This is a genomic window from Bradyrhizobium sp. Mp19, assembly GCF_029952935.1.
Taxonomy (GTDB): domain Bacteria; phylum Pseudomonadota; class Alphaproteobacteria; order Rhizobiales; family Xanthobacteraceae; genus Bradyrhizobium; species Bradyrhizobium elkanii.
The window spans coordinates 1-25,519 of sequence record NZ_JASAUT010000036.1 but is presented as its reverse complement, the minus strand read 5'-3'; the positions used below and the strand labels follow the sequence as shown (position 1 = coordinate 25,519).

General features: G+C 61.4%; 25 protein-coding genes. 12 read left to right on the top strand and 13 right to left on the bottom strand.

All coding sequences use genetic code 11. The features are described from left to right. Positions 1–9: 9 nt before the first annotated feature. Positions 10–1,623 carry an AMP-binding protein gene (locus QJT82_RS30615; RefSeq protein ID WP_028342791.1) on the bottom strand — a complete coding sequence of 538 codons (1,614 nt, stop codon included), beginning with the start codon at positions 1,621–1,623 and terminating at the stop codon, positions 10–12. Between the two features lie 280 nt (positions 1,624–1,903). Here QJT82_RS30615 and QJT82_RS30610 point away from each other — a divergent pair, with 280 nt between their 5' ends. The 4 genes from QJT82_RS30610 (at position 1,904) to QJT82_RS30595 (ending at position 6,286) form a co-directional block, all read left to right on the top strand. Beyond that, positions 1,904–3,109: an ABC transporter substrate-binding protein gene (locus tag QJT82_RS30610; RefSeq protein ID WP_028342790.1), complete on the top strand. Its 1,206-nt coding sequence runs from the start codon at positions 1,904–1,906 to the stop codon at positions 3,107–3,109. A gap of 14 nt (positions 3,110–3,123) precedes the next feature. Then, positions 3,124–4,269 (top strand): acyl-CoA dehydrogenase family protein, encoded by a 1,146-nt coding sequence (locus QJT82_RS30605; protein ID WP_028342789.1) that lies wholly within the window; start codon positions 3,124–3,126, stop codon positions 4,267–4,269. 68 nt (positions 4,270–4,337) lie between these two features. Then, positions 4,338–5,147, top strand: a complete 810-nt coding sequence (locus tag QJT82_RS30600; protein WP_035632348.1) for an enoyl-CoA hydratase-related protein — start codon at positions 4,338–4,340, stop codon at positions 5,145–5,147. Between the two features lie 32 nt (positions 5,148–5,179). Beyond that, positions 5,180–6,286: a nitronate monooxygenase family protein gene (locus QJT82_RS30595; protein ID WP_028342787.1), complete on the top strand. Its 1,107-nt coding sequence runs from the start codon at positions 5,180–5,182 to the stop codon at positions 6,284–6,286. Between the two features lie 483 nt (positions 6,287–6,769). Here QJT82_RS30595 and QJT82_RS30590 read toward each other — a convergent pair whose 3' ends face one another. The 8 genes from QJT82_RS30590 to QJT82_RS30555 form a co-directional block, all read right to left on the bottom strand. Then, complete coding sequence (locus QJT82_RS30590) at positions 6,770–7,618, bottom strand: VOC family protein (RefSeq protein ID WP_028342786.1); 849 nt, start codon at positions 7,616–7,618, stop codon at positions 6,770–6,772. Between the two features lie 26 nt (positions 7,619–7,644). Beyond that, positions 7,645–8,535: a hypothetical protein gene (locus QJT82_RS30585; protein ID WP_051448016.1), complete on the bottom strand. Its 891-nt coding sequence runs from the start codon at positions 8,533–8,535 to the stop codon at positions 7,645–7,647. Beyond that, positions 8,532–9,110, bottom strand: coding sequence for a TetR/AcrR family transcriptional regulator (locus tag QJT82_RS30580; RefSeq protein WP_028342784.1), 579 nt, complete (start codon positions 9,108–9,110; stop codon positions 8,532–8,534). The genes QJT82_RS30585 and QJT82_RS30580 overlap by 4 nt, the downstream gene beginning before the upstream one ends. A gap of 154 nt (positions 9,111–9,264) precedes the next feature. Continuing rightward, positions 9,265–9,588: a non-heme iron oxygenase ferredoxin subunit gene (locus QJT82_RS30575; protein ID WP_028342783.1), complete on the bottom strand. Its 324-nt coding sequence runs from the start codon at positions 9,586–9,588 to the stop codon at positions 9,265–9,267. Continuing rightward, positions 9,585–10,346, bottom strand: coding sequence for an SDR family oxidoreductase (locus QJT82_RS30570; protein WP_028342782.1), 762 nt, complete (start codon positions 10,344–10,346; stop codon positions 9,585–9,587). Before QJT82_RS30570 ends, QJT82_RS30575 begins: the two co-directional genes overlap by 4 nt. A gap of 13 nt (positions 10,347–10,359) precedes the next feature. Continuing rightward, complete coding sequence (locus tag QJT82_RS30565; protein ID WP_035632344.1) at positions 10,360–10,845, bottom strand: aromatic-ring-hydroxylating dioxygenase subunit beta; 486 nt, start codon at positions 10,843–10,845, stop codon at positions 10,360–10,362. Between the two features lie 10 nt (positions 10,846–10,855). Further along, complete coding sequence (locus QJT82_RS30560) at positions 10,856–12,151, bottom strand: aromatic ring-hydroxylating dioxygenase subunit alpha (RefSeq protein ID WP_051448015.1); 1,296 nt, start codon at positions 12,149–12,151, stop codon at positions 10,856–10,858. 16 nt (positions 12,152–12,167) lie between these two features. Then, a complete protein-coding gene (locus QJT82_RS30555) occupies positions 12,168–13,379 on the bottom strand; it encodes an FAD-dependent oxidoreductase (RefSeq protein WP_028342779.1) in 1,212 nt (403 codons plus the stop codon). Positions 13,380–13,576: 197 nt separating this feature from the next. Between QJT82_RS30555 and QJT82_RS30550 the strand changes: the two genes are divergently transcribed. The 6 genes from QJT82_RS30550 to QJT82_RS30525 all read left to right on the top strand — a co-directional run bounded on the left by QJT82_RS30550 (position 13,577) and on the right by QJT82_RS30525 (position 19,524). Then, the gene (locus QJT82_RS30550) at positions 13,577–14,605 is read left to right on the top strand and encodes an amidohydrolase family protein (protein ID WP_063607106.1); all 1,029 of its coding nucleotides are present in this window, start codon (positions 13,577–13,579) and stop codon (positions 14,603–14,605) included. A gap of 73 nt (positions 14,606–14,678) precedes the next feature. Next, entirely contained in the window at positions 14,679–15,080 is a 402-nt protein-coding gene (locus QJT82_RS30545; protein WP_028342778.1) for a hypothetical protein, read from the top strand. A gap of 5 nt (positions 15,081–15,085) precedes the next feature. Continuing rightward, positions 15,086–16,600: an AMP-binding protein gene (locus tag QJT82_RS30540; RefSeq protein ID WP_035632342.1), complete on the top strand. Its 1,515-nt coding sequence runs from the start codon at positions 15,086–15,088 to the stop codon at positions 16,598–16,600. Positions 16,601–16,630: 30 nt separating this feature from the next. After that, positions 16,631–17,440 (top strand): alpha/beta fold hydrolase, encoded by an 810-nt coding sequence (locus QJT82_RS30535; protein ID WP_028342776.1) that lies wholly within the window; start codon positions 16,631–16,633, stop codon positions 17,438–17,440. After that, on the top strand, positions 17,437–18,216 hold the full coding sequence (locus QJT82_RS30530) for a fumarylacetoacetate hydrolase family protein (protein ID WP_028342775.1): 780 nt from the start codon (positions 17,437–17,439) through the stop codon (positions 18,214–18,216). Before QJT82_RS30535 ends, QJT82_RS30530 begins: the two co-directional genes overlap by 4 nt. Positions 18,217–18,294: 78 nt before the next feature. After that, the gene (locus QJT82_RS30525) at positions 18,295–19,524 is read left to right on the top strand and encodes an ABC transporter substrate-binding protein (protein WP_028342774.1); all 1,230 of its coding nucleotides are present in this window, start codon (positions 18,295–18,297) and stop codon (positions 19,522–19,524) included. Between the two features lie 412 nt (positions 19,525–19,936). On the opposite strand, the gene QJT82_RS30520 is transcribed toward QJT82_RS30525, so the two are convergent. The 4 genes from QJT82_RS30520 to QJT82_RS30505 form a co-directional block, all read right to left on the bottom strand. Further along, the gene (locus tag QJT82_RS30520) at positions 19,937–20,320 is read right to left on the bottom strand and encodes a hypothetical protein (RefSeq protein ID WP_245288819.1); all 384 of its coding nucleotides are present in this window, start codon (positions 20,318–20,320) and stop codon (positions 19,937–19,939) included. 162 nt (positions 20,321–20,482) lie between these two features. Beyond that, positions 20,483–21,373: a 3'-5' exonuclease gene (locus tag QJT82_RS30515; protein WP_028342772.1), complete on the bottom strand. Its 891-nt coding sequence runs from the start codon at positions 21,371–21,373 to the stop codon at positions 20,483–20,485. A 530-nt stretch (positions 21,374–21,903) separates the two neighbouring features. Then, positions 21,904–22,611 (bottom strand): SOS response-associated peptidase, encoded by a 708-nt coding sequence (locus QJT82_RS30510; RefSeq protein WP_051448013.1) that lies wholly within the window; start codon positions 22,609–22,611, stop codon positions 21,904–21,906. A 10-nt stretch (positions 22,612–22,621) separates the two neighbouring features. After that, entirely contained in the window at positions 22,622–22,828 is a 207-nt protein-coding gene (locus tag QJT82_RS30505) for a hypothetical protein (RefSeq protein WP_028342771.1), read from the bottom strand. A gap of 1,551 nt (positions 22,829–24,379) precedes the next feature. On the opposite strand from QJT82_RS30505, the gene QJT82_RS30500 reads away from it, so the two are divergent. Further along, a complete protein-coding gene (locus tag QJT82_RS30500) occupies positions 24,380–24,781 on the top strand; it encodes a thermonuclease family protein (protein WP_080583171.1) in 402 nt (133 codons plus the stop codon). 30 nt (positions 24,782–24,811) lie between these two features. Next, complete coding sequence (locus QJT82_RS30495; protein ID WP_244435628.1) at positions 24,812–25,078, top strand: hypothetical protein; 267 nt, start codon at positions 24,812–24,814, stop codon at positions 25,076–25,078. The last annotated feature ends 441 nt before the right edge of the window (positions 25,079–25,519 follow it).

Below are 25,519 nucleotides of genomic sequence, written 5' to 3'. Positions count from 1 at the left end.
AGCTTGTAGCTAACTGCGCTTCTTCATTCCGCGCAGGTCAATTGCGCCGGCGAGGGTCCGGGGATCCAAGTCGGGTGCGAAGATTTGCGCCTTGTTGATCTTCTGAGTAGCAGTGACTGGCATCCGATCGAGGAACAGAATCCATCCGGGAGCCTTGTAGTAGGCGAGCTGCTCCTTGCAATAGTTGGCGATGTCGTGCGCAAGCTGATAGTCGGCCATACGGTTCGGGGCAGGGACGACGCAGGCAAAGATCTCTTCTCCCGCCTTCTCGTCAGGGACAGCCAGAATCGCAATCTGATCAACCGCGGGGTGCCGGCAAAGTACGGTCTCCACTTCGGTGGCCGCAATGTTTTCGCCAGAGCGCCGGATCATGTTCTTGCGCCGATCGACGAAATAGATGATCCCGTCTTCGTCCTGGCGAACAATGTCGCCCGAATGCCACCAGCCTCCGCTCCACCCGGCCTCGGTTGCGGCCTCGTCATCGAGATAGCCGGCAAAGAAGCCTTTGCGAGGATTTTCGCCGGCCAGCCGGACGACAAGCTCGCCTTCGGCTCCTGCCGCAACGTCGCTGTTGTGTTCGCCGACGACCCTTGCCTCGAGTGGACCAACCGCACGCCCGATCGCCCGCACGCCGATTGGCCGCGGATCCTGATCGTTGGCCGTCCAGCGTCCAACCTCGGTCATGCCCCAGACCTCGAGATGAGGGATGCCAAAGCGTTCCTCGAATTCGCGGTGAATGGAAGGCTCCATTCCTGCGCCAAAGCCAAATCGGACGCCATGCGCACGTTCGTCCGGCGAACTTTCCAGGGCGACCAATGCCTGTGGTACGGCTCCGATGTAATGCACGATGGTCGCCCGGGTGGTTGATACCTCGTTCCACCAACGCTTCGCCGAAAAATACTCGGGACGGATTACGCATCCCTGCGACAGCAGCATCGGCATCAGGGCGACTACGCCAGCATGGACGTGGAAGACCGGCATCGGGTTGAATAGGCGATCTTGGCCCGGCGCGATCGAAAAGCGGCCGCCGCTTCCTGCAAGAATAAAGAACCATTCGCCGGCGGAGAGCCAATAGTCGTTTGTGGTCAGGCAGCCTTTCGGGCGGCCAGTCGTGCCGGATGTATAGAAAATCCCTGCCTCGGTTTGTCGATCGAGCGTGCCGGTGGCCGCAGGTCGTGCCGGCGAGGGCAGCCGTTCCGGCAAGCTGTCCACGGTGAGGACGACGAACTGACCTGCCAATTCGTCCGCAACTGCAGTCAGCCGTTCAACGTGATGGGGAAGGGCGACCGCAAGGACCACGCCGCTGTGCTGCATCTGGTAGAGCAGTTCGGCGTGTCGGTGATCGGGGTTAACCGGCACCACGCTTGCTCCCACGGCATTGAGCGCAAGCAAGTGCAGAAAATAGTCGGGTCTGTTTTCGACGAGCAAGGCGACGCGATGTCCAAGCCCATATCCGGCGTGCCTGTAGCATTCGGTGAGAGCCGCCACGCGCCGCATGACATCTTGATAGGTCCACTCAATTCCATCGGAGGCGTAGGAGGTGCCGGCCGGCACGCAGATGAAGGCGTTGTCCGGCGCTGCGGCAGTACTCGCGCGAAATGCTTCGAAGATCGTCTCGGCCACTGTCGTCCTTCTCCCAGGCCATTGCGGGCAAGTTCGACCAGCCGCTTGGGCCGGTCCCAGGCCGCGACTAGCCGCAATTTTATCTACCGATCGGGCACGCCCGACTTGCGCGTTCCATGGCGGCAGGTCGCATCGATCGCCTTGTTCCGCTTCTTCTGGCTCCCAGAACGATCCTAAGGGGGCGGCGGAAGAAGGCAATAATAATTTTGTTGAACGTCCGACAAATTATGCCATCATGGCGATGGAAGCCCAATAATCAAACAACGGTGGGGAGGTGAGCATGCTTTGGAGATGGACCGGGATTGGGGTCATCGCGCTGCTGGTCGTGGGGCCGGTGGCCGCGCCGGCCAGCGAAGATACGCCTGTCAAGATCGGCGTTCTCGGCGACCAGTCGTCGGTTTATTCCGCTGCCGGGGGGCGAGGCAGCGTCGAGGCGGCAAAGCTCGCAGCCGAAGATGCGGGGCCGGTGCTCGGCAAGCCGGTCGAGATCGTCTCGGCGGATTTCCAACTGAAGGTCGATGTCGGCGTTGCGATCGCGAGGAAGTGGTACGACGAGGAGAATGTGGACGCGATCATCGACGTGCCGTTCTCGGGCCTTGCCTTGGCTATCGCCGACATGACCAAGAGCAAGAAGAAGCTCGCGCTGTTCAATGCGGCGGCTAGTTCGGAGCTTACCGGCACGAAATGCTCGCCCTATGTCGCGCAGTGGACCTACGACACGTATTCGTTGGGGCATGGGCCGACCACTGGTCTCGTCAGTCGCGGCGAGAATTCATGGTTCTTCCTGACCAACGACACCGTGTTCGGCGCGAGCCTTGAAGGCGATGCGTCCGCGGCGGTCAAGGCCGGCGGAGGCACGGTGATCGGCTCGGTGCGTACGCCGACAGGCGCGACGGACTTCTCGTCGTTCCTGCTGCAGGCGCAAGCCTCCAAAGCGAAAGTGATCGGCGTCGTTGAGGCGGGTGCCGATCTTGCCACGGTTCTCAAGCAGGGCGAGGAGTTCGGCCTTAAATCACGGGGCCAGCGTCTCGCGGCGCTGATGGCCACGATCGACGCCATTCACGGCGTCGGTCTGAAGGATTCCCAGGGCATCATCGTTGCCGAAGCGTTTTACTGGGACCAGAACAACGAGACGCGCGCATTCGCCAAGCGGTTCTATGAGCGGATGAATGCCATGCCGACGCAAGTGCAGGCCGGCGCCTACAGCGTCGTCAATCACTATCTGAAGGCAGTCAGGGCCGTCGGCTCCAAGGATCCCGATAAGGTGATGGCCAAGATGCGGGAGATGCCCATCAACGACTTCATGTCGCACAATGCCAAGCTGCGGGCCGATGGCCGCGTACTCCGCGATCTCTACCTCTTCGAGGTGAAGTCGCCGAAGGAATCCAAGGCCGCCTGGGACTATTATAAGCAGATCGCCGTCATCCCTGCAGACAAAGCGGTGCGGCCGCTCGATCAGGGCGGTTGCCCGCTGGCAAGTCAATGACCCCGGATCAGCGCATGACCGCGACGTGTGATCCCGCCGAACTTGATCTCTTCCGTGAGACTGTTCGTCGCTTCCTTGCAGAGGAAGTCGCACCGAACGCGGATGCGTGGCGTGCGAGGGGATATATCGACCGCGATCTGTGGCGCAGGGCAGGCGCGCTCGGCCTGCTTTGCGCCAGCTCTCCAGAGGCATATGGCGGTGGCGGCGGCGATTTCTGGCACGAGGCCGTCATCATCGAGGAGCTGGCGCGGATCGCATTCCCCGATTTCAGCATACCGCTGCAGAATGTGATCCTGGCGCCTTATTTGACTCAGTACGGCACCGAGGAACAAAAGCGCCGCTGGTTGCCGCGCATGGCCAGCGGCGACCTTGTGGCGGCGCTCGCGATGAGTGAGCCGGGCGCCGGATCCGACGTCAGGGCCATCAGGACCCATGCGCGTCGGGACGGCGACGCGTATGTCGTCAACGGGCAGAAGACCTTTATCACGCACGGCCACACCGCGGATTTGATCTGCCTCGCCGTCAAGACCGATGCCGCTGACGACAACGGCGTTCGCGGCTTCAGCCTACTGGTCATCGAAACCGCGAACACGGCCGGATTCCAGCGCGGACGCCGGCTCGACAAGGTCGGCCTCAAGGCACAGGACACGGCCGAGCTGTTCTTCGATGATGCGCGCGTGCCGGTCGGCAATTTGCTTGGAGGCGTTGAGGGCCGCGGATTCTATCAGCTGATGGAGCAACTCGCCAAGGAGCGCATCAATATCGCCATGCAGGCGCTTGCCTTGAGCGAAGCTGCGCTGTCCGAAACCGTCACCTATGTCAAAGAGCGGAAAGTATTCGGCAAGCGTCTGATCGAATTCCAGAACACGCGGATGGTGCTCGCCGAAGCCAAGACCGCCGCTTCCGTTACGCGTACATTTCTCGAATCCTGCATCGAACGATTGATCGCCGGAACACTCGACGCGGAAACCGCGGCGATGGCGAAATGGTGGGCGACCGAGAAGCAGTGCGAGATCATAGACCAATGCGTGCAGCTGCACGGAGGTTACGGCTACATGCTGGAATATCCTGTCGCGAGGATGTGGTGCGACGGTCGTATCCAGAAGATTTGGGGCGGCTCCAACGAGGTCATGAAGGAATTGATTGCGCGGGCTTTGTAACCAGAACGACGGGACCAGACCCGGCCGCGCGAGAGATCAGAGAACAACCATCCTGATTGGAGTCGACGATGAACCAGTACTCCAAATATGAATGCCTGAAGGTAGAGGTTGCCGACAAGATCGCGACCGTGACGTTGAATCGGCCGCAAGCGCGCAATGCCATCAACCAAAGACTGATCCGCGAGCTGCGGACGATCTGGGACGACCTCGCCGACGATCATGCCGTCAATGTCGTGATACTGACAGGCGCCGGCGACTTCTTCAGCGTCGGCGGCGACGTGAAGGCGATGTCGCAGCGACCTGGCGGCGACGTGCTTGAGGAAGGCGAAGTGCATGACCCCATGATCAGCCGGCGCGGCGTTACCCGCCAGCTCGAGCTCGACAAGCCGATCATCGCGGCGATCAACGGCGATGCCATCGGGCTTGCGGCGACCCACGCGCTGCTCTGTGACATCACCGTGATGGCGGAGGATGCGCGGATCGGCGACACCCACGTCTCGCGTGTCGGCCTGGTCGCCGGCGACGGTGGCACCGTGATCTGGCCGCTGCTGGTCGGTATCAACAAAGCCAAGGAATTCCTGATCCGTGGCACGCTCCTGAAGGGCAGGGAAGCGGAACGGGTCGGGCTGGTCAACCATGTCGCGCCGCGCACCGAGGTATTGGCCATGGCCCGCGAGATCGCTGTCGAGCTTGCCAACGGGCCGACCTGGGCGATCCGCTGGACCAAACTGTCGATCAACCAGATCGTCAAGGATCGGGTGAACCTGCTGCTCGAGGCGTCGATGGCGCTTGAGCAGGTGACGTTCGAGACCGCCGACCACAAGGAGGCGACGATTTCGTTCAAAGAGAAGCGCAAGCCGAAGTTCGGTCAGGCTTGAACCGAACCTGCAACGCGTAGACTGGAGTGCCAATGCGCAACCGTATTACTGAAATGTTCGGGATCGAGGTCCCAATCTTCGGCTTTACGCACAAACCTGAGGTCGCGATCGAGGTGACCAATGCCGGAGGAATGGGCGCGCTGGCGGCCAGCTACTATCAGCCGGACGAGCTCGAACGCATCCTCACCGACATGGATGAGAAGACTGGCGGACGCCCTTATTGCATTGATGTTCTGTTCGCTAACAAGGTCGGGCAGGTCACACCAATGTCGGAACGGCTTAAGGCGCTGCCAAAGGAGCACATCGAGTTCGTCGAAAAGCTGTTGAACAACGCAGGAATCCCGCCATTGCCGCCGGAAGTCGAGGCGGAGATGCTACGCGAGAAGCCGCCGGGCCACGGGCACACCGAAGAGGGTGTTCTCGAGGTCCTGGAGATCGTGGTCCGGCATCCGCAGGCGAAGTTCGTGCTGAGCGCTATGGGCGCGCCGCCAGCCTATGTCGTCGATAGGCTGCACAGCCGCGGCATCAAGGTCGGTGCGATGGCCGGCAGCGCCGAACATGCGCTCAAGCATGTGCGGGCTGGCGTTGATCTGATCGTAGCGCAGGGAAGCGAAGCAGGAGGACACACCGGTACGATCTCCTCAATGGTACTTTGGCCGGAAGTGGTCGAAGCGGTCGCGCCGATTCCGGTGCTGGCCGCGGGGGGCGTCGGTAGCGGCCGGCATGTCGCAGCCGCGTTTGCGCTGGGAGCCGAGGGCGTGTGGTGCGGGACGATCTGGCTCGGCGCTTCCGAGAGTGAGCTGTCTCCCGACATGCGCAAGAGGTTCGTAGCGGCGCGCTCCCAAGACGCCATCCAGCGCAAATACGACACCGGGAAGCCGCTGCGCGGCTTGCGCAGCAAGTGGACAGACGCGTGGGATGCTCCTGACGCACCAGAGCCGCTGCCGCTTGCAGCGCAAAAGCTGCTTGTGGCACCTGCGCTCAAGCGGCTCGAACTGGCCAACGCGGTCGACTACATGGGTTACATGTCAGGGCAAATTGTCGGCAGCATCAAGGCTGAACGGCCCGTTCGCGATATCATGCAAAGCATGACATCCGAGTGCCTGGCCGTCCTGAAGACTTTAAGCTCAAAATCCTAGCTGTAGAATCTGCGCGGAATCGGCGTACGCCGCAGGCAGCTGCTGGTATTGATCGCCGATGCGAATGACTGCGAGCCATCTTGCGCTTGTGCGAAGCAAGGGCTGCCCGGCCGTTTGCCGCAGCATCCTGTTGGCCGCGAATGCACGTTGGCCAACCGTTCGACGCTTCGAAGCTTGTTTCCCGTCGGCCATTGGCGCCTCGGCACCGAGCATGGTTCGAAAGGTGATCGAGTATCGCGGGGTCTCAACCGCCAGAAATGCTGTGTCCCATATCCGCCGAGCTTCACCGGCCAAGGTTGATCCCGTCGAGCGCGAGGAAGGCTCGCTCTTGCGCCACCACGTTGGCGCGAAGATCGGCCGCAGTTGGAGCAACGAGTTATCAACGGGGCCGCAAGAAGCTCGCGAATGAGTTCTTCGCCAATTTCGCGCGAGCACTATAGCGGGACTGCGGGCTGAACGCGCAGCAACGCGAGCAAGGGATTGTTAGCGCGCGCGACCCGATTTTGCGCCCCACATACAAAGGCTTGAGGGTTCGAAGCCGAACTGTCGAGGGCGGTGCGTCGCTTCGTCCTCGATCTCATCAACGCCGACTGAATATTCGAACACCATCCCGTCTGGGCCCTGGAAATACAGAAACCGCGCGCCCGAGGTCGGGTGGCGGCCCGGACCAAAGACGATCGGAACGCGCTGGCCAGACAGATGATAATATGACCTCAGCACATCGTCGTTGCTTTCGACCTGATGGTTGATGTGGTGGACACCCGGCCCCCGACCGGGGGCGAGCGCGACAGTGTGATGGATCGCGTTAACCCGCATCAGCGCGATGTCGCCGATGCGGTCGCTGACCCGCGCGTTACACACTTGGGTCCAGAACAGTTCGTCCCGCACGGGATCAGTCGTAAATAGTCCTACATGACTGAATCCGGTAATTCCCGCATCGCGGGTGGCGAAATATCGCTTGCCGCTGCGCTCGGGGCGCACCACCAGCTCGATCTGATTTCCGGTCGGATCCTTGAAACCGATGAAGGCCCTGACCTTGCGGAGCGCGCACTCATCCGGCGTACCGGCGTAGACGGCATGTCCCAACGAATCGAGGACCGCGCCGGCAGCGTTGAGCTTGTCTTCATCGGTGACTTCGAAAGCCACCGTCTGGTCCTGCGGATCGCCCTCGAAATAGCAGAGCGTGTGGGCCCGGTCGTCGGACCGCAGATAGAGCGCTGCCTTCGCCTGCTCGCCAACCTGCAGGCCGAGGCTCCTGGTTGCGAAACTTTGCGCGTCCTCGAGGTTGGAAGCGCCCAGCCGTACATAAGCGAGATCCCGCAATTCAATCATGTTGCGCCTCCATATCTCAGCGTACGTCAATCGCTAGCCAGCTGTATTTCGGGGATGCCCTGGCATGGACTGCCCCATTCGCAAAGCGAGGAGGGGTGCGCGGAGAACTGCCGTGGGTGGTGATCGGGATCGACGTCCTTGAGGCCGTGGGTGTAGGAAAACACATACCCCTCTGGCCCTTCAAATCTCAGAAAGATCTGTCCGGATGCGGGCTCGCGTCCGGGACCGTGCAGGATCTTGATCTGGCGTTCCTGCACGAAATAGTGGCCCTGCATGATCGCATCCAGGCTATCGACGCCATAGCTGACATAGAGAATGCCGGCTCGATCAGACGGGTAGAGGGCAAGGCGGTGGTGCTTCCGGTCGAGCCTGAGGTAGGTCACGTCGCCGGCCCAATCGCTGATCCGGGCGCCAAGAATGGAACTCCAGAATTGCTGGTCGTCCTTCAACGTGAGACTGCGCAGTCCCACGCCCTGCAGTCCGGTAATGCCGGCGTCTCGGCTGGGAAAATAGCGGCGGCCGCTTTGCGCCGGCCGTAGCACCAGGTCGATCTCGTTGCCGCTGGCATCCCGCACGATGAGTGCATCGCGCACGAAGCGCTGCCTGCACTCGTCGGGGTCTGCCCGGCGCGCCGTGAAGCCGCTCTTCTGAAGTGCTTGCTCCACGCGATCGAGAGCAGCCTGACCGGAAACCTCGATGCCGACCGAGGATGATGCCGTCGCCGGCACAAGCGACAACGTGTGATAGCGGTCGTCCGATCGGAACAGCAGGGCCTGTTTGTCGGGCACCGGCTGCAGCCCCAGGATGTCGGCGGCGAATGCTGCCGCCGGCTGCGGCTCGCGGACGGCCAATCTGACGTAGCAGAGCCCGATCAGTGAATCGTGCGGCGTTCCTTCTGCCGAAACCCGTCCCGTCATGTCCGCTTTCTCGACTGCGTGGGCATCGCATCCTCGATGTACTGCCGGACGATCGTGCGCCAGACACCAAGAAGGCGCGAGAAGCGATCCGGATCCTTCTCGATCAGCATCCTGACCGAGAAGCCGCGAACCACGCTCAGGGTCAAGGCAAGTACATCCTTCGCGAGCTGCTCCGGAATTCCCGACGATATCAGCGTATCGAGCCAGGTTGCCTCGATCGAGAAGCGCGTCTGCCGGGCAAACTGGTGCGTCTCGCGCCTCAGCTGCCGGGTACTGTCATCGCTCATTGCGACAGCGAGCTCGATGAAGAAATAGTCGCCGAAGAAGAAGTCCTGGGCGTCCTTGATGATGCCGTCGATCGGATCGCCGCCGTCGTGCCGCGCCGATTGTGCACGGCGCATGCTCTGGGTGAACGTGACCTCGTTGACATAGGCCAACACAGCCACCACGAGTTCGTGCTTGCTGGGAAAGTGATGCATTAGTGCGCCGCGCGAGACGCCGGCGAGGTCGGCAACTTCGATGGTACGCAGGCCGCCGAGCCCGTTCCGGCGAATAAGCTTGACGGCGGCTTCCATCAGTTGCTTACGCGTAGTCTCGCTGCGCTCTGCCTGGGTTCGCCGAGGCGAGTATTTCGGCTCGGCCGTGCTGTCCCGGCGCGATCTCAGCTTTTGCCGGGGTGCCGGTGCCCTGGGTGCCTGGGGGCCCCGGCGAGAGGTCAGCTTGGGGTCTTCAGAGTTGGACATAGACGCCGTCTTCAATCACCTTGACCGGGAAGGTCTTCAAAGGAACCGTACACGGCATGCCGGTCGGCTCACCGCTGGTGACATCGAATGTACCAAAATGCCAGGGACATTCGACGATGTTTCCCGTCAGGATGCCTTCGTCGGATAGCGAGGCCTCGCCATGGGTGCACAGGTCCGCCGTGGCGTAGATCGCACCGCCGACGTTGTAGATGGCCAGATTAGTCCCGTCCGGCATCGCCGCGGGACGAATCTCCCCCTCAGGAAAGTCCTCAACCCTGCCGATGAGAATGCCGCTGGTCGTGATCGTCATAGCATCGTACTTCCGCCATTGACGCTGATAACCTGTCCAGTCACGAACGATGCCTCCTTCGAAGCCAGATAGCATACCATCGATGCCACTTCGTCCATCTCGGCCGCGCGTCCCATCGGCACCACGTCGATGAAGCGTTGCAGTGCCTTTGGCGCCTTGAGTGTAACTTGCCGCACCTGGGGGGTGTCGACGATGCAGGGGGCCACGACATTCACAGTGATGCCGTCCTTGGCAAATTCACGCGCGAGGCCGGTCGCCATCGCGTGCACGCCACCCTTCGCGGCATTGTAGGCGGCGTGATCCCAAAGCCCGTTGCGGACCGAGTCCGCTCCGATGTTGACGATGCGGCCGTAACCCTTGGCCTTCATGATCGGGACGGCGTGCCAGGTGCACCACAGCGTTGTCCAGAGATTGCGATCGATCGTGGTCCGCAACGTGGCCGGCGTGTGATCGAGGAACGGCTTGATAATCCCCCCGCCGGCGTTGTTCACGAGCACGTCGAGAGTTCCAAATGTCTCGACGGCAGCCTTGATGACGCCGCTTGCGACGTCCTCCCGCGAAAGGTCGCCGGCTCTTACGACCGGTCGCTGGACATCGCTCCTGGAGATGTCGTCGGCGACTGTCCCAAGGCGCTTCTCGTCAATATCCGAGAGCACGAGGTTGGCGCCGGCATCGGCAAAATGGCGAGCGATGACGACACCGATGCCGCTGGCAGCACCGGTGATCACGACCGTCTGTCCTTTGAAGCGGGAATTCATCTAATCTGACCTGTCAAAGAACGATACTGATGCGGCCGCTCGGCCGCAGGCCTTCGCCGCCGAGCAGGCAGCGCTTTTCCCGGATGCGAAAGCCTTCCCCTTGCAGCGCAAGGCGATATTTGTTCGTCCCGAAGTAGAGATCGGTGACGCCGTCCTTGGTCCGTAGCGTCTGGAACACGGCGCTGACGTCGAGCTCATCCTCATGTCGCGACTGAATGCGGACGTTGCCGACGATCCGGCTGGTCTTCGAATGCGGAAACTCCGCATGCGCGGTACGCTTCATCAGCCGTTTGACCCGCTCGCCAAGCCGCATGCGGTCGTCGGCGATGTAGAACAGATTGCTGTCCGACGATGCATCCGCCGGCAGGTCGGTGCAGGGCACTTCGTACCTGGCGTCCTCGGTGAAGAGTGTCAGCCATTCCGGCAATCGCCATTGATCGAGCAGCTCGGCCTCGTTGAACAGAAAATCTTCTACTTCGGTGCGGCTTACGGATTGCATTTCGTTCTCCTCAGGCCGCGACACTCTTGATGCCGGATGTCGGTGCGGGGAACATCTGCTTGTTCCACTGCGTCCAGAACGCACGCATCTGTAGCTCGTCGTCGTGATGGGCCTTGTCCTTGCCCATTCCCTTCGAGATGTCGTTCCAAAGAGCTTCCTTGGAGTTCTCGAAGCCACGTTGGCAATGCTCGAGCGCTTCAGCGTCGTCGGGCGTGGCAAAGCCGCCGGGGCCAAGGAACTCGAGAAAGTTATTGAGCCGATACTTTCGCGCCCACGCGGATTCGTCGTTTGGCGCTAACGCCCATGCATTGATGACCATGTAGTCGGGGGCCATTGGGTAATAGGTGCGCACGGTCAATGCCATGATGTCATTCACGACGAGATTTGGGAAAATGAAAAGGTTGCGGTTCTTGTGCGCGATCCGCTCGGCGCGCGCCTCGCCGTGACGCTGGACGAGATCGGCGTAGATCCGATCGATCTCGGACTTGCCGGCTTCTCCCCAGCCGGGAATCCACTGTGCGACCGGCCGTCCCCACGGCGCACCATATTCAAGCACCGCGTGGCCATTGCCGAGATCGTAGCCATAGCCGCCGCCGCCCATTCCGGTGGCAAGATTATCGGTCGAGCTCATAAGGATATCGAAGTACGTCGCGTGGGTTGTCGCGGCATGATAGCCGTCGATGCTGTTTTCGGTGAGCAGCTTCCAGTTGGCCCGGATCGAATATTCCTGGCTGCCCGCGACAATCGACATTCCGGCGTCGGTCTGATCGCAGATCACGTCGAGGTATTCCTTCGCGCCGGCGAGGTAGTCGACGAGCGGAATAATGTCGCTATCGAATGAGACGAAGTTGAAGCCACGGTAGGTCTCGAACCGCGGCACCGGTTGCATGTTCGAGGTGTCGCGGCCCTTGAAACCCTCGGGGTAGGCGGCCTCGCCCGGCTGGCTACGGAGCTTGCCGTCCGCGCCGAACACCCAGCCGTGATAGAAGCACTGGAATGACTTGGCGTTGCCCTTGCGCTCGCGGCAAACCTGAGCGCCGCGATGCGGGCAGGTGTTGAGCAGCGCACGCAGGTCTCCCTTGCTGTCCCGGGTGAACAGGATGCCCCGGCCGGCCACCTTGCGGGTAACGAAATCGCCGGGCTTGGGAAGCTCGGACGAATGCCCGAGGTATAGCCACGAGCGGTCGAATATCTTTTCCTTCTCGGCCCTGAAGATCTCGGGGTCGACGAAGTTGCGTCGCGCCACCTTGAAAATGCGCTGGACCGGATCGACGAGCAGCGCGGGCTGCGGGTGTTCTGCGTTCATTGCGGTATCCTCTTCCCTAGGCGGCGAGTAAGCGCTTCAGCTGAAAGGCGGGATTCTCAAGTTCGTTTTTTCGAACCGGCTTTCGTGCGGCGACGAGACGGCGCAGTACCGCCATGTCTCGCGCGGCATTGACGGTGGTGCCGCCGATGATCTCGTCATCGCGGACGCTGATCGTCGTGAAGCGCCCGGCGTCAACGTCGCCCCTGACTATCTCGTGTCCGCCGGCTGGATTGCCGACAACCTGGATGTTGGCGTCGTACTGGTCGGACCAGAACCAGGGCGGTGCGTCATAGGCGGTCTCTATTCCAGCCATGCACCTGGCGGTGGCGATCGCCTGGTTCTGGGCGTTTGCCCAGTTCTCGACGCGCATCCAGCGTTCATGGTTTCGGCTCCATTGCTCAGCGACGTCGCCTGCGGCAAAGATTCCATCGGCGGCGGTGGCGCCGGTCGGCGCGACGCGAATCCCGTGCTGGGACTCGAGGCCCAATTGGGCCGCAAGCTCGGTGACCGGTTCGACGCCGACTCCAACCAGGGCGATATCGACGGGAACGGTTCGGCCGTCGCCGAGCTCCAGTCCGTAAGACGTGGTTCGCACTACCACGGCGCCGCAGATAATCTCCGCACCCTTCGACGAATGGAGGTGGCGAAGAAATCGGCCGAGCGAGGGGGAGCCAATCTGAGGCAACAGGCCCTCGGCTCTCTCGATGATCGTGACCTGGCAACCCCGCCCAGTTGCGGCGGAGGCGACCTCGAGGCCGACGACCCCGCCGCCGACAAGCGCCACTCGCCGTCCCGGCTGCAATTCCCGGCGCAGAGCGAGCGCATCGCCGATGCCACGGAGATAGCGGACGGGAAGGGGGCCATTGTCGAGTTCGGGCAGTCGCCGCACCCGCGTCCCGGTCGCGAGCAGCAGTCGGTCGAACGAAAGCTCTTGCCCGTTTGCAAGGACGACAGCGCGCCGCCGTGCATCGGCGGCCACCACGCGCGACGAGGTGAGCAGGGCTATGTCGAGGTCACGCCACTCCCGAGCCTGCCGGATCAGGGCCGGAACGGCTTCGCGGTCGATCAGCATGGCCTTCGACAGTTGCGGGCGCTCGTAGGGAAGATGCTCTTCTTCGCCGATCAGGCTGATCGGGCCGCGATGTCCGGCTGCACGCAATGCCTCGGCGGCCCGGGCACCGGCCTGTCCGGCTCCCACGATCACGATGCGCGCTTGCTGCGAATCCAACGTTGTTCGCTCCCTTAGCCGTTTCTCGGCTTGCGGCATTTTCGCTGCCGCTGCTTTGACGCGAAGGCGTCTTGACAGTGAAGATAAAAACAATCAATCCTGTTTGTAAAGTGAATTCTGCCACGCGCCGGATGGCGCGGGCTGGGATCGCGACAACAAGCTCGCAAGCGGGCAACAGGGAGAGCGTGTTGGGCGCCGTGATCGATATTCACACGCATGTTGTGCCTGCGCGGCTCGCCGCGGACCCAAAACGGGATCCGCGCTGGCCGAGCATCGAGCATTCTACCGGCGACCAGGCGTCGGTGATGATCGCCGGGAAAGTCTTTCGAAAGATCGATGCCAGGTCGTGGGATGTGCAGCGGCGGCTTGCTGACATGATCGAAGATGGCACCGACATGCAGGTGCTCTCGCCGATGCCGGAGCTGCTGTCGCATTGGCTACCGCCTGACGACGCCGAGTATCTTGCGGCAGCGATGAACGATCAGATCGCGGGCATGATTGCGCAGGCGCCGCGCAATTTTGCGGGCTTAGGCATGGTGTGCATGCAGGATGTGCCGCGCGCCGTCCAGCAACTGGAGAAAGTCAAGGCACTCGGCTTCGCGGGGATCGAGATCGGAACGCACATCAACGGCGTGGCACTCGGTAGCGAAAGCCTGTTTCCGGTCTACGAGGCTGCTCAGTCGCTCGATCTCGGCATTTTCGTGCATCCGCTGCACCCGAGCGGCATGGAGCGCGTGGGCAGTAGTCCGGAATTCGCTGCCACAGCCGTGTTTCCGCTCGAGACGGCGCTTGCCTCGGTCTCACTGCTGGCCGCCGGCCTTCCGGAAAGGTTTCCACGGCTCCGGATCTTGCTCAGCCATGGCGGTGGCGCGCTGACATGGATCTTGCCGCGAATGGATTTTGGCTGGTTGCTGGGTGCGAAAGGCAAGATGACGCGGACACCTTCCGAACTGGCCAGGCAATTCTGGTATGACACGCTTCTCTACGATCCGGCGTCGCTGTCGTTTCTTGGCAATGCGGTAGGAGAGAGTCGGATCGTCGTGGGATCCGACTATCCCTATACGATACGGCAGAAACAGCCCGGCGCGTTCGCCAGGCGGGCGCTCGGCAGCGATGCCGTGCTTGCCGAGAATTCCTTCGGTTTCCTCGGCCGGCATTATGACGTGGCAGTGCTCCGAGCCACGGAAGCGCCAGGGACGAGCGAGGCGGGGCCAGCCCATGGCTGACTGTCGTTCACTGCCGCAGATGTGCCTGCTGGGTCCAATTCCGCCGAGAACTCCGGGCCGTAGCGATGCCCAGGTGCCATCCGACGCGGCGCGGGGCGCAAGCAAATACGGCCGCATCCCCTTCGTCTACTTCTATCAGACTGGCGCGGCGGCCGACCCGGCATTCGGCCTGCTCGACATCGAGGTCGCAGTGCAGTGCCGTGGACCGGGAAGCTTCGCGTGCGAAGTCTACGCCATCGGAGACGGCTATCAGGCTGGACATGGCGCAAGCACACACGAACCGATGGTGTTCGAATTCCGAGGCCGCGGTCGAACGATCGCGAGAGCGGAATGGCACTACCCGACAATTCTCAGCGGCCACATGGATGCGTTGACTTTTTCAGTTCCGCTTGAGCTCACGGAGGCTGAGTTCGCCCTGCTCGACAGCGTCTTGCTACCGCCAGCGCGTGCCGAGGTGACAGTGTGTTTGGAGTGAGTACGATGGCCGACAAGACGATCCTGATCGGAAATCGCTATGTTGCCCGCCAGGATCTGCTCGACCGCGGCAGCCGTGCCGCCACCGCGCTTGAGGCAGTCGGCGTCCGCGAAGGCGATGCGATCGCGCTCCTGATCCGCAACGATCCCTGCTATTTCGAGATCCTGCATGCTGCCGCGCTGCTCGGCGCCTATGTCGTCCCCTTGAACTGGCATAGCAAAGCCGACGAAATAGCCTACATCCTGGCGGACTGCACGCCACGGGCCCTGATCGGACACCGCGATCTGATCGCGGCGGTCGCGCAAGTCGTTCCTGCGGCATTGCCGACCTTTGTCATCGACGATCCCGCCGCTTCCGCCGCGCCGTCGGCGCTATCGGCTTCAAACAATCAGGATTGGGACACATTTCGCGATGAGGCTGCGCCTTGGGTGCAGCCTCATCGCGCGCCGCGGGGCACGATGATCTATACGTCTGGCACGACGGGACATCCGAAAGGTGTACGGCGTGCGCCGATGACACCGGAGCAGATCAAGAAGAACGCGACGCTGCTTCGTGAGATTTACGGCATCGAAGCCGGCATGCGGGCTTTCGTCTGTGGTCCTCTCTACCACGCGTCGCCCGGTGCATTCGCGCGACAGGCCTTCCAGCACGCCGACCTCACGGTATTGCAACAGAGCTTCGATCCCGAAGATCTGCTGCGTGTCATTGCCGAACATCGGATTACGCATCTGACAATGGTGCCCACCATGTTCGTCCGCCTTCTACGGCTTAGCGACGGCGTTCGCAGCACCTACGACCTCTCGTCGATCCGCTGGGTGACGCACACCGGTGCTGCATGTCCGCCCGACGTGAAGCGCGGAATGATCGATTGGTGGGGACCGGTGATTCACGAGACCTATGGCGCGACGGAGACCGGCGCCGCGGTCGGCTGCAATACGGCAGAATGGCTCGCCCATCCAGGCACGGTCGGCCGACCTATGACGGGGACCGAGCTCAGAATCTACGATGAGGAAGGCGGCGATGTTGCTGCGGGCGGCGTCGGCGAGATTTATCTGCGGACTGAAGCCTATTCGGATTTTACCTATCACGGCCGCCCGGAGCAGCGCGCACAGGTCGATCGCGCAGGGCTCGTGACGTGCGGGGATATCGGCTATCTCGACGCCGACGGTTTCCTCTACATCTGCGATCGCAAGCGCGACATGGTGATTTCGGGCGGAGTTAACATCTACCCGGCCGAGATCGAGAACGTGCTGGTCAATTGCCCCGGAGTGCGGGACTGCGCAGTGTTTGGCGTGCCCGACGCTGAATTCGGCGAAAGCCTGATCGCGGCGATCGAAGCCGAGCCGGACGGCTGGCCCGCACCGGATGATGTCACGGCTTTCCTGGAGCAGCGCCTCGCACGCTTCAAGGTTCCCAAGCGGTTTGTTTTCCACGATGCCCTGCCGCGGGAGGCGAGCGGCAAGATCTTCAAGCGGAAACTGCGCGACCACTATCTTCAAACCGGCGTTCGGCCGGTCTGAGTACCTATTGTCAATTACAGGAGATGAAGCGTGGATCTGAGTGACAAGTTCATCGACGTCGGAGGGACCCGCACGCGCTATCATGACGTCGGGCAGGGTGAGCCGACGATACTGATTCATGGTGGTGGACCGGGTGCGTCGGGTCTCAGCAATTATCGCAAGAATGTCGAGCCGCTAGCGGCAAGCCGCCGGGTCATCGTCGTCGATCTCCCCGGCTTTGGCGAGACCGAAGGCAAGCTGCAGGACGGGCCGATCTTTGCGGCCATGGGTGAGTTCGTCCGCAACTTCATGGATGCGATTGGCGTCCAGAAGGCAAGTTTTGTCGGCAATTCGCTCGGCGGCGCGACCTCGCTGATGGTCGCGCTTGAGGCCCCGGAGCGGGTCAACCGCCTTGTCCTGATGGGCACCGGAGGCAGCCAGGCGATCTTTACGCCGATGCCGACCGAGGGGCTGCGCCGAATGGCAATGTTCCATGGTGGCGATGGACCGTCAATGCAGAAGCTGAAAGGCGTCATCGAGCTTCTGGTGTTCGATTCGAAATCGATCACCGATGCGCTGCTAGAGGAGCGGTTGAAGGCCGCGATGCGCAAGGACGTTATCGACATTTTCAAGCGCCCGCCGCTCGATATCTGGCGCGAAAATCTCGCCGGGCTGAAGCATCGGACCCTGATCGTTTGGGGACGGGACGATCGCGTGGTTCCGCTCGACTCTGCCTTCATCCTGCTCAAGACAGTGCCGAACGCCGAGCTCCACGTTTATCCCAAATGCGGTCACTGGGCGCAGTGGGAAAAGGCCGATGAGTTCAACGCGCTGGTCGCCGACTTCCTGGATCGGCCATGAACGCGATCGTTGATAAGCTAGCAACGCGCCTGCAGGAAGCGGAATCGGCGCGGCGTGCGATCGACCCGATCGCGGCCGAGATCGGCGCTGGCAATATCGAGATTGCCTATGCCGTGCAGTCCGAGGTGACCCGCCGTGGCCTGTCTGCCGGCAGACGGCTGGTCGGCCGAAAGATCGGCCTCACCTCGAAGGCGGTGCAGCAGCAGCTCGGCGTCGATCAACCCGATTATGGCGCTCTGTTCGCCGACATGGAAGTTCCGACCGGCGAGGCGATCGACACTACGCGGCTCATCCAGCCCCGCATCGAGGCGGAGATCGCACTCGTCCTGGAGCGCGACCTTTCCGGCGAGGACGTCACGCTCGGCGAATTGATGCGATCGACGGCCTACGCCGTTGCTGCGCTCGAAGTGGTCGACAGCCGGGTACGGGATTGGAGAATCAGTATTCTTGACACCGTTGCCGACAACGGCTCGAGCGCGCGGTACGTGCTCGGCGCATCGCCGCGCCGATTGACCGACCTGGATCTCGAGGGCTGCGGCATGACGATGACACGGAACGGTGTGATCGCATCCCTCGGCTGCGGCGCGGCCTGCCTCGGCCATCCCTTGCGTGCCGGGCTCTGGCTAGCCCGGGCGATGGCACGCGCTGGCCAGCCCCTGCGAGGTGGCGATGTCGTGCTGACGGGCGCGCTTGGTCCGGTATCACCGGTGTCGGCCGGCGAAGTTTACGAGGCGAAGATCTCCGGCTTCGGCCCAGTTTGCGTGACCTTCACATAGTCGCCGGGGATCAGGAGGCTATCAAGAGCCACTTCAAGACTTCAAATCACCAACAAACGATAATCGGGAGGATTGAACATGACGTTGATTTCGCGAAGATCCGCCATTGCGGGGTTGGGAGCGAGCGCGCTTGCAATTGGAAGTACGTCAAGGGCACGCGCCGGAAGCTATGGACCCGGCGTTACGGATACCGAAATCAAGCTTGGGACCACTGCACCTTACAGCGGCCCCGCGTCCGGATACGGCGTCTACGGGCAGGCGCAGACGGCCTATTTTCAGATGATCAACGACAATGGCGGTATCAACGGGAGGAAAGTCAACCTGATCTCGCTCGACAACGCGTTCTCGCCGCCGAAGGCCGTCGAGCAGACCCGAAAGCTCGTGGAATCGGAGGAGGTGTTTGCGATCGCTGGCTTCCTGGGAACGGCGGCAAATGCGGCCGTCATGAAATATCTCAACGCCAAGAAGGTGCCGAACCTGTTCCTGACCTCCGGGGCCGAACGCTTCAACGATCCCAAGGAATATCCCTGGATTGTGCCGTTCTATCCGATCTATGTCGCGCAGGGAGCCGCGCTGGGCGCACATATCGTGAGCGAGAAGCCCGATGCAAAGATTGCGATCCAGTATGTGAACGACGATCTTGGCAAGGACTTTCTCCGCGGCTTGAAAAAAGGTCTTGGTAGCAAGGCCGGCGCCGTCATCAAGGAAATCAGTCACGAGATCACCGAGCCGACCATCGACAACCAGGTCGCCGATTGCAAGGGAGCAGGTGCCGACGTCTTTGTGCAGTTGACCTACTCAAAATTTGCGGCGCAGGGCATTCGCAAGGTGGCCGCGCTTGGGTGGAAGCCGTTGCACATCATCAATTCGAACTGCAGCTCGATCGGAGGAACGTTGGCGCCAGCAGGGCTCGACAATGCGAAGGGGCTAGTCTCGGCGTGGTGGGAAGTCATAGCCACTGACCCACGCCAGCAGGACAAGCCTCGCGTCAAGGCCTATGTGGAGTTTATGAAGAAGTACATGCCGTCAGTCAGCATCGACGACAACACGGCAACGCCTGGCTACAACAATGCCTATATGATCGAGCAGGTCCTCAGGCGATGTGGCAATGAGCTCACGCGAGAGAATTTGCTCCGGCACGCGACCTCGCTGAAGGACGAGCAACCGCCGCTGTTTCTTGATGGCATCAAGGTCGGCAATTCGGCGACTGACTATCGCGCCGTCCACAACCTTCAAATCACCCGTTTTGACGGTGCCAACTGGGTCCCGATCGGTGACATGGTTGATCTCGACGGCATCGCGTCGTGATTGCAGTGGCGTCGGCCCAATGCGCGGACCGCGGGATCATAGACATTAGACGCTGAGGTCAGGCTCAGCTGCTACTTCGTCACCGGAGGCGCGCAAGGCCAAGAGGGGCAGCGTCATCACAACCGTTGAGTAGTCCTACTCGTCCGTCGACATCCGGACATACTTCGCTGCGCGCGATCCATTCGGCGTGGCCTTTCTCCAGTCGGGCGCTTCCCGCATGTCAGTGACCTTCAAGGGTAGCGGTAAGCTAGGGCTCAAAAGGTGGAGATTTCCTCTCTAAGGTGCCGAGGAATTAGGGTGAAATGCGAGCGAACGGAAGCGGGTGCCAACACTCGGCCGAATCGTAATGCTCCGAAGCTTATTGTCGGGTAAGACGGGGCAACTGCTTTCGGAATCGCCGGCTGATGGACTGCTAGCCTTGGGGCTTCATTCCCAGGCGTTGGCCGCAAATGCTGCCATACATGCCGACGACTCCACCGAGGCCATGTCCGGCATTCGAATCTTCGGTATTGAGTTGTTCGACAATTCCGGTCGGCGAGGCGATCACGCTTACCGTGCAATAGCGCGTGCTCGCGGTGCCCCAGCCTCGATCCGTTGCAATATCGGTCACGGCTGAGAGCTGCCAGACATAGGATGATTGGCCGCTGTTCATTCTGAATGTGCTGGTTGGCGGCCCGAACTGCACCACAAGTCTATCGATGTTCTGGCCGATGTATTGATCACCGAGCCTTGCTACGACGTCCTGCTTGGATGCGGCGCAGCCAGCAAGCACTGCGCAGGCGGCGGCGACACTCAAAAGTCTAATTCTTGATTTCCCCCAGCGATCGGGACACCAAGCGCGACCAGAGGGCGAGATCAATGCCGATGTGACTAAAGTCTTAGGGACGTCGTGGATCCCTGTTGGCGGACTCAGCCGCATCGCGCGATAAGCATGCGACCGCTTGAGCGGGGTAGAGGATCAGATCCTCGCGGAAAAGCGGTCGAACGCAGTCAGGATCTCGGTTCGGATTCCGGCGTCCCGTTGATAGATCGTTTCCTGCAAGTATTTGATTTCGGCAGCTTGATGGCCATCATCGACGTCGATGTACCAAGACCGCGGCCGGCCATCGGCACCATCGCTCCAGCGGTAGCCGCGCCGCTTGAGCTCGTCCTTGAGTTCGAAGGGCGACTGCTCGGCCCAGACCCGGACCGTCTTGCGGCGGGCGCGCTCGAGCAGCACCGAGAGCACGGTGCGATTGAGCTCGGGCAGGGCCATCGCCAGGATCTCGAGCAGCGCCTGGCAGTCGTCGACCGCCCGGTGCGCCTCATGAAACAGCCCGGCTTTCATCAAAAGATAGGACAGGCGCGATCCCTCAAAGCCGTGGCTGCGCCATTCGACCTCGCTGACCGAGCAGGCCCAGGCCTTGTGCGCGAACAAAGACGCGTAACGCTCCATGAACTTGCGATCGAAACCGGCATTGTGTGCGATGACGATGACCGCCTCGGAAGCGAACGCGTTGATGCGGTCCTCATCGAGACTGTGACCAGCAACCATCTCATCGGTGATGCCGGTCAGCGCGGTGATCTCGGCGGGAATTGCGATCGACGGTTGGTTGAAGCCGCTAAGGGTGTCGATGACCCGACCGATTCTGCCGTCGGCAAGATAGCTGAACTTGACCATCCCGAGCTCGATGATCTCGTCTTTGGTGGTATCGAGGCCGGTGGTTTCGACATCGAGCAGGATCGCGGTCTTCTCTGGCTGTCCGTGTGGCGTGAATTCGGCGCGTGGAACCAGCCGTCGCAGCACCCGGTAGTCGGGCGACTGTTCCAGCATGGCGGCGGTCTCAGCGAGGGTCGGTTGAACGGTCATTATCGAGCGTGATCGGGGTGGGGCCTTGTGGCGGCGGGCAAGCTTATCCGATCAAGCCGGAACCGGCATCGTTGCGCCTGTGGATAGGTCCCGGCTCACTGCCGGCACCCGGCAAAGAGAAGGCCTTGCGTGAAATTGGCCTGGTGATGGAGCAGTTTTGAGCGCCGGCGGATGCGGGCGGCTCTCGTGACCGTGCCGCTTCGCGTCACGGCCTAGCGGCTTTGATCTCTCGCGCAGCAACCGGGCGCGCCTCGATCACAAAATTCGGAAAAGACGAAATAAGACTCGACGAAACACCCAACTCACTTTTATCATGGTGCCTTCGGACGGTTAGGTGGTCGTGATGGCAGATCCGCAAGTCAGGTCTTCGGACCTCGTCGAAATCGCTCGCAGAAGCGGTGAGTTTCGCAAGCACTATGGTGTCGTGCTCGGAGCATTTCTGTACCTCAGTTCGATCAGCGCCGCGCGGCCGCGCTCGATCTGGTGGAGTGGAGTGCTGACGGCCTTGGTCGGTGCAATGGCCCTGTGGATCAAGAGCCGTAGCGGCGGTGGCTGACCTGCGGTCTAGAGTTCAAGGGGGCGGCCGTGACGTCCTCCTTATCAGGGCCACGCATTACGATCTGCAGCAGATCATCGGGCAGGGGGCGCTGCAGCGCCTTCGCCTCATCCCAGGAAGCGCGCATCCAGACATCACGCTGCTCCGCGGTGGTCAGGATGACAGGCATTGCCTTTGGATGGATCGGCTCGACAATCGCATTGGGCGACGTCGTCAGGAAGCCGTAGACGAGGTGAGGGCCGGGGATCGGCTTCGACTTGGTGCCGCGGTCGCCTCTGAACTCGGTCCAGATCCCGGCGAAACAGAACAGCGGCCGGCTTTGCTCGAGCGCGAACCAGACGACGTCTCTTTTCTTGGTCTCGGGATTTGGCTCGGGGGCGTACTCCGCGAAACTGTTCGCCGGCACGAGACAGCGATGCTCCGGCTTCAGCCAGCCGCGCCAGTGCGGCGAGGAGGTGTTGCGGATGTTGGTCACCGGCGGCCCCCCGGTCTTGGGTGGAGGAGGCATGCCCCAGCGCATCAGCATCATTTCCGCGGCGTCGCTGGCATTGCGGATCACCGGTGCAGGGTAGTCTGGAAACACACCGGGCATCGGCGCAAGATTGCCGACATAGCGATTCATGTGCCTGAACAGGCCGGCGATCGCCGCCTGGTTGGTCGTGATCGAATAGAGATTGCACATCCGGCGTCGTCTATCCCGTGTGGGTCCGAAACCGCCCCCGCGTGAAGGCGTGCGAAACTGCCTTTCTCAATTCTACAATCTCGGCTTCCAGGAAATTGTTCGCAACGATCTGGGCACGAATGGTCGCGCGCAGATCGCCGCCGCAAACAGCGATCGCCTGGTCGACGGCAGCCTCAAGTCCATCGTCCTGTTCGTTCGGCTTGGAAACCGAGGACATTGGTCTTGTTTCCGGGTTGACCGTCGATGGCTCATGTTCTTATTTTGTTCTCATGGAGTCAAGCGGTGCCGTCCGTATTTAAGCCCCGGTGTCCTAAGCTGATTTTGGGAGTGTCCTAGTTCGGATTAAGCGAACGGAAACCGTAGCTTGGCCGCTGTTCTCAATAGGACCACCGAGAGCGCCATTGGATGTTCTGGCCCCATCAGTTTCCATGGGACGCCATCCGTTCTTGATTTAGCTCAACGAGCGGAACAGCGACGGTGTCCGGGGTTCTCCGTGGGTGAACGGAGTGCCAGTCCCCCAGTTAGCGCGGTTTGTATACCGCGATGACTTGGTGGAATTCGTCGTCGTCGTCGACGGTCAATAGACCAACGACCATCCAGCCTGCGCACAAGCCGAAAACCATCAGCGCCATTTTTAGCCACGGTCTCATAAAGGCTAATATGCTCCGAGAACCAGCTATTTACCACCTCACGGCGCTTTGCCATGGCACAAATTGCACTAGCGGCCATCCGGCATTCGGGAATAGGATTTCAACCCCCAACCGTAGGGGTTGTGTCATGGGCAGTGACATACTTAAAGGCGCTTGCATTGTTCTGTTCGGACTAAGTCCACTCATCATCGTCGGCATAGTGATGTTCGCGCCGTGACGGCGCTGATACTGAGCCCGCGTGAAAAGAAGCTCCTGAGACGCATGGCTCTCGGGCGGCGCGATGCTGAGATTGCCGTGCAGATCGGCGGCACCGAAGCGCAGGTATCGGTTCAGCGCCTTCGCTTGCTTAGGAAGCTAGAAATCCACTCTCAAACTCAGATCGTGGACGCAGCGAAAAGATTGGCCAGTTGGCCAGCAGTAGCCTTTCACAAACCTGGCTCGGAGCATCGGGCTCGGTAGATGGCCCCAGCAACGGCCCCCATGCCCCCAAAGTTGCTGGGGCCGCTCAATAGTAAGGCCGCCTCAGTTGGCGGCCTCTTCGTCAGATCCGGTCATACCACGAGCGGGCAACGCCCTTAAGAGAAACGGCAAGTCGACGCCACCATGGCGCGAGCCCGGAATACCCCGCAATCGGCCTTAAGGGGCCGTCGAGCGGGTCAAGATGCTTGGGTTACCGACTGATACCAAAGTCACAGAGATTTCTGGGTGGTGCATACAGGGCACAGCTCCGCCAGCGCCATCATCGATGGCACGGACCCAAGCAACCACAGGCTAAAGAAAGCCGCCTAATCCGAAAGCCCGCCGCGATGGCGGGCATTTTCTTGCACCAAAGAAACGGCCCCAGCGAGGGCCAAATGAAAAGGGGCCGTGTCGCGAGACGGCCCCTCTACCGGAAATTTGAAAATTGCTTCGGAATGAAATCTAGCCCCGGCAAGAGCAAAGTTAGCGCCCAATGACGTAGAGGTGGATTCCGTAGAATCCCGGTGACGAGATGTCGCCCAAAGAAAAGGCCCTAGCGCCCGGGAGAGCGCTGAGACCAAGCTTGAGTCACATCCATGAGGTACGACAGTTCGGCCGATCAGAAGCCAGCCTAAGCTGACGATGAACGCGACGAGCGCATCCGTCTCCGGGGAATTGACGCGCCGGAGAGCAGCCAGCTCTGCCGCGGCGAGGACAGTCTTCAGTATCGCTGTGGCGCGCCGGCGGCAAACGACCTCGACGCCTGTATCGGCCGACGATCGGTCGACTGCATACCGCTCAGCCTCGATCCATATGGTCGGACGGTGGGGACCTGTTCGGTCGGCGGTGCCGATCTCGGGGAATGGCTTGTGCGCAGTGGCCTTGCACTGGATTGGCCTCGATACTCGAAGGGCAGATATGACGCAGCTCAGCAGGACGCAGAGCGCGCCGGTCGAGGTATCTGGAAGGGGAGCTATGTGGAGCCGTGGCTCTATCGCGCCTGCGTCCGGGCGAATGGTAAGCCGTCCTCCTGCTCGGACGATGCGAACGCGCATCCTTGATACAGGCGGACAATCCGGTTGTTGGCGGAAGTGACGCTGGCCTGGTTCGGGCGACTCACGTTACCAAATCGCCCTCGATTGCCTTCATTGCACGACGGGGACGACATGGTTGCAGCCACTCCTAAATTGCCAACTTCGGGTTACGGGCTCGAAGTGGATGGCCGGTTGAAAGTCGAATTCTCAACCCAGGCCGGCGCCAGGGCAGGTGGCGAAGAGCTCAAGAAGCGTTTTCCAAGGCTTCAGGTGAGAATCTATGACGCGGAAACCAAGGCTCGGGAGGAAATCCGGATTCCCTGAACCCCGCGTCTTCTCAGGATTTAGTTTGCGCGCGTGCGGCCGTCGCCGCGGCGGGCCCTCGTGAACCGAGCCGCGTGGCGTCTCGGCCATCCGGCTTCGATCCCCCGCGCGCCATCATGTGTCGCTCGCCGGAGGCACTCGCCCGCGGGCCCCGCCGTCTTGGCATGCCGGCGTCGTTATCACTGTCCCGCGCTCGGGTACCTTGTTGACCGGTCTTGCGACTGCAGTCGCCTCGGGGCCCGCGGCCATTGCATGCCCGCGTCGCTATCACTGCCCCGTCGGCGGCTGCCTTCCTTGGCTTTCTCACTCTCACCTTGAGTCCCAACCTCTGCCGAGCTGTCCAGCGTTCTCATCGATGAGAGGGAAGTCCGTATGTCCTTTAGCGCCAGCATAGCGGCGCCACCGGTCTCCGTCACAGTCGAGCCGCCGCCGCGCATGAGG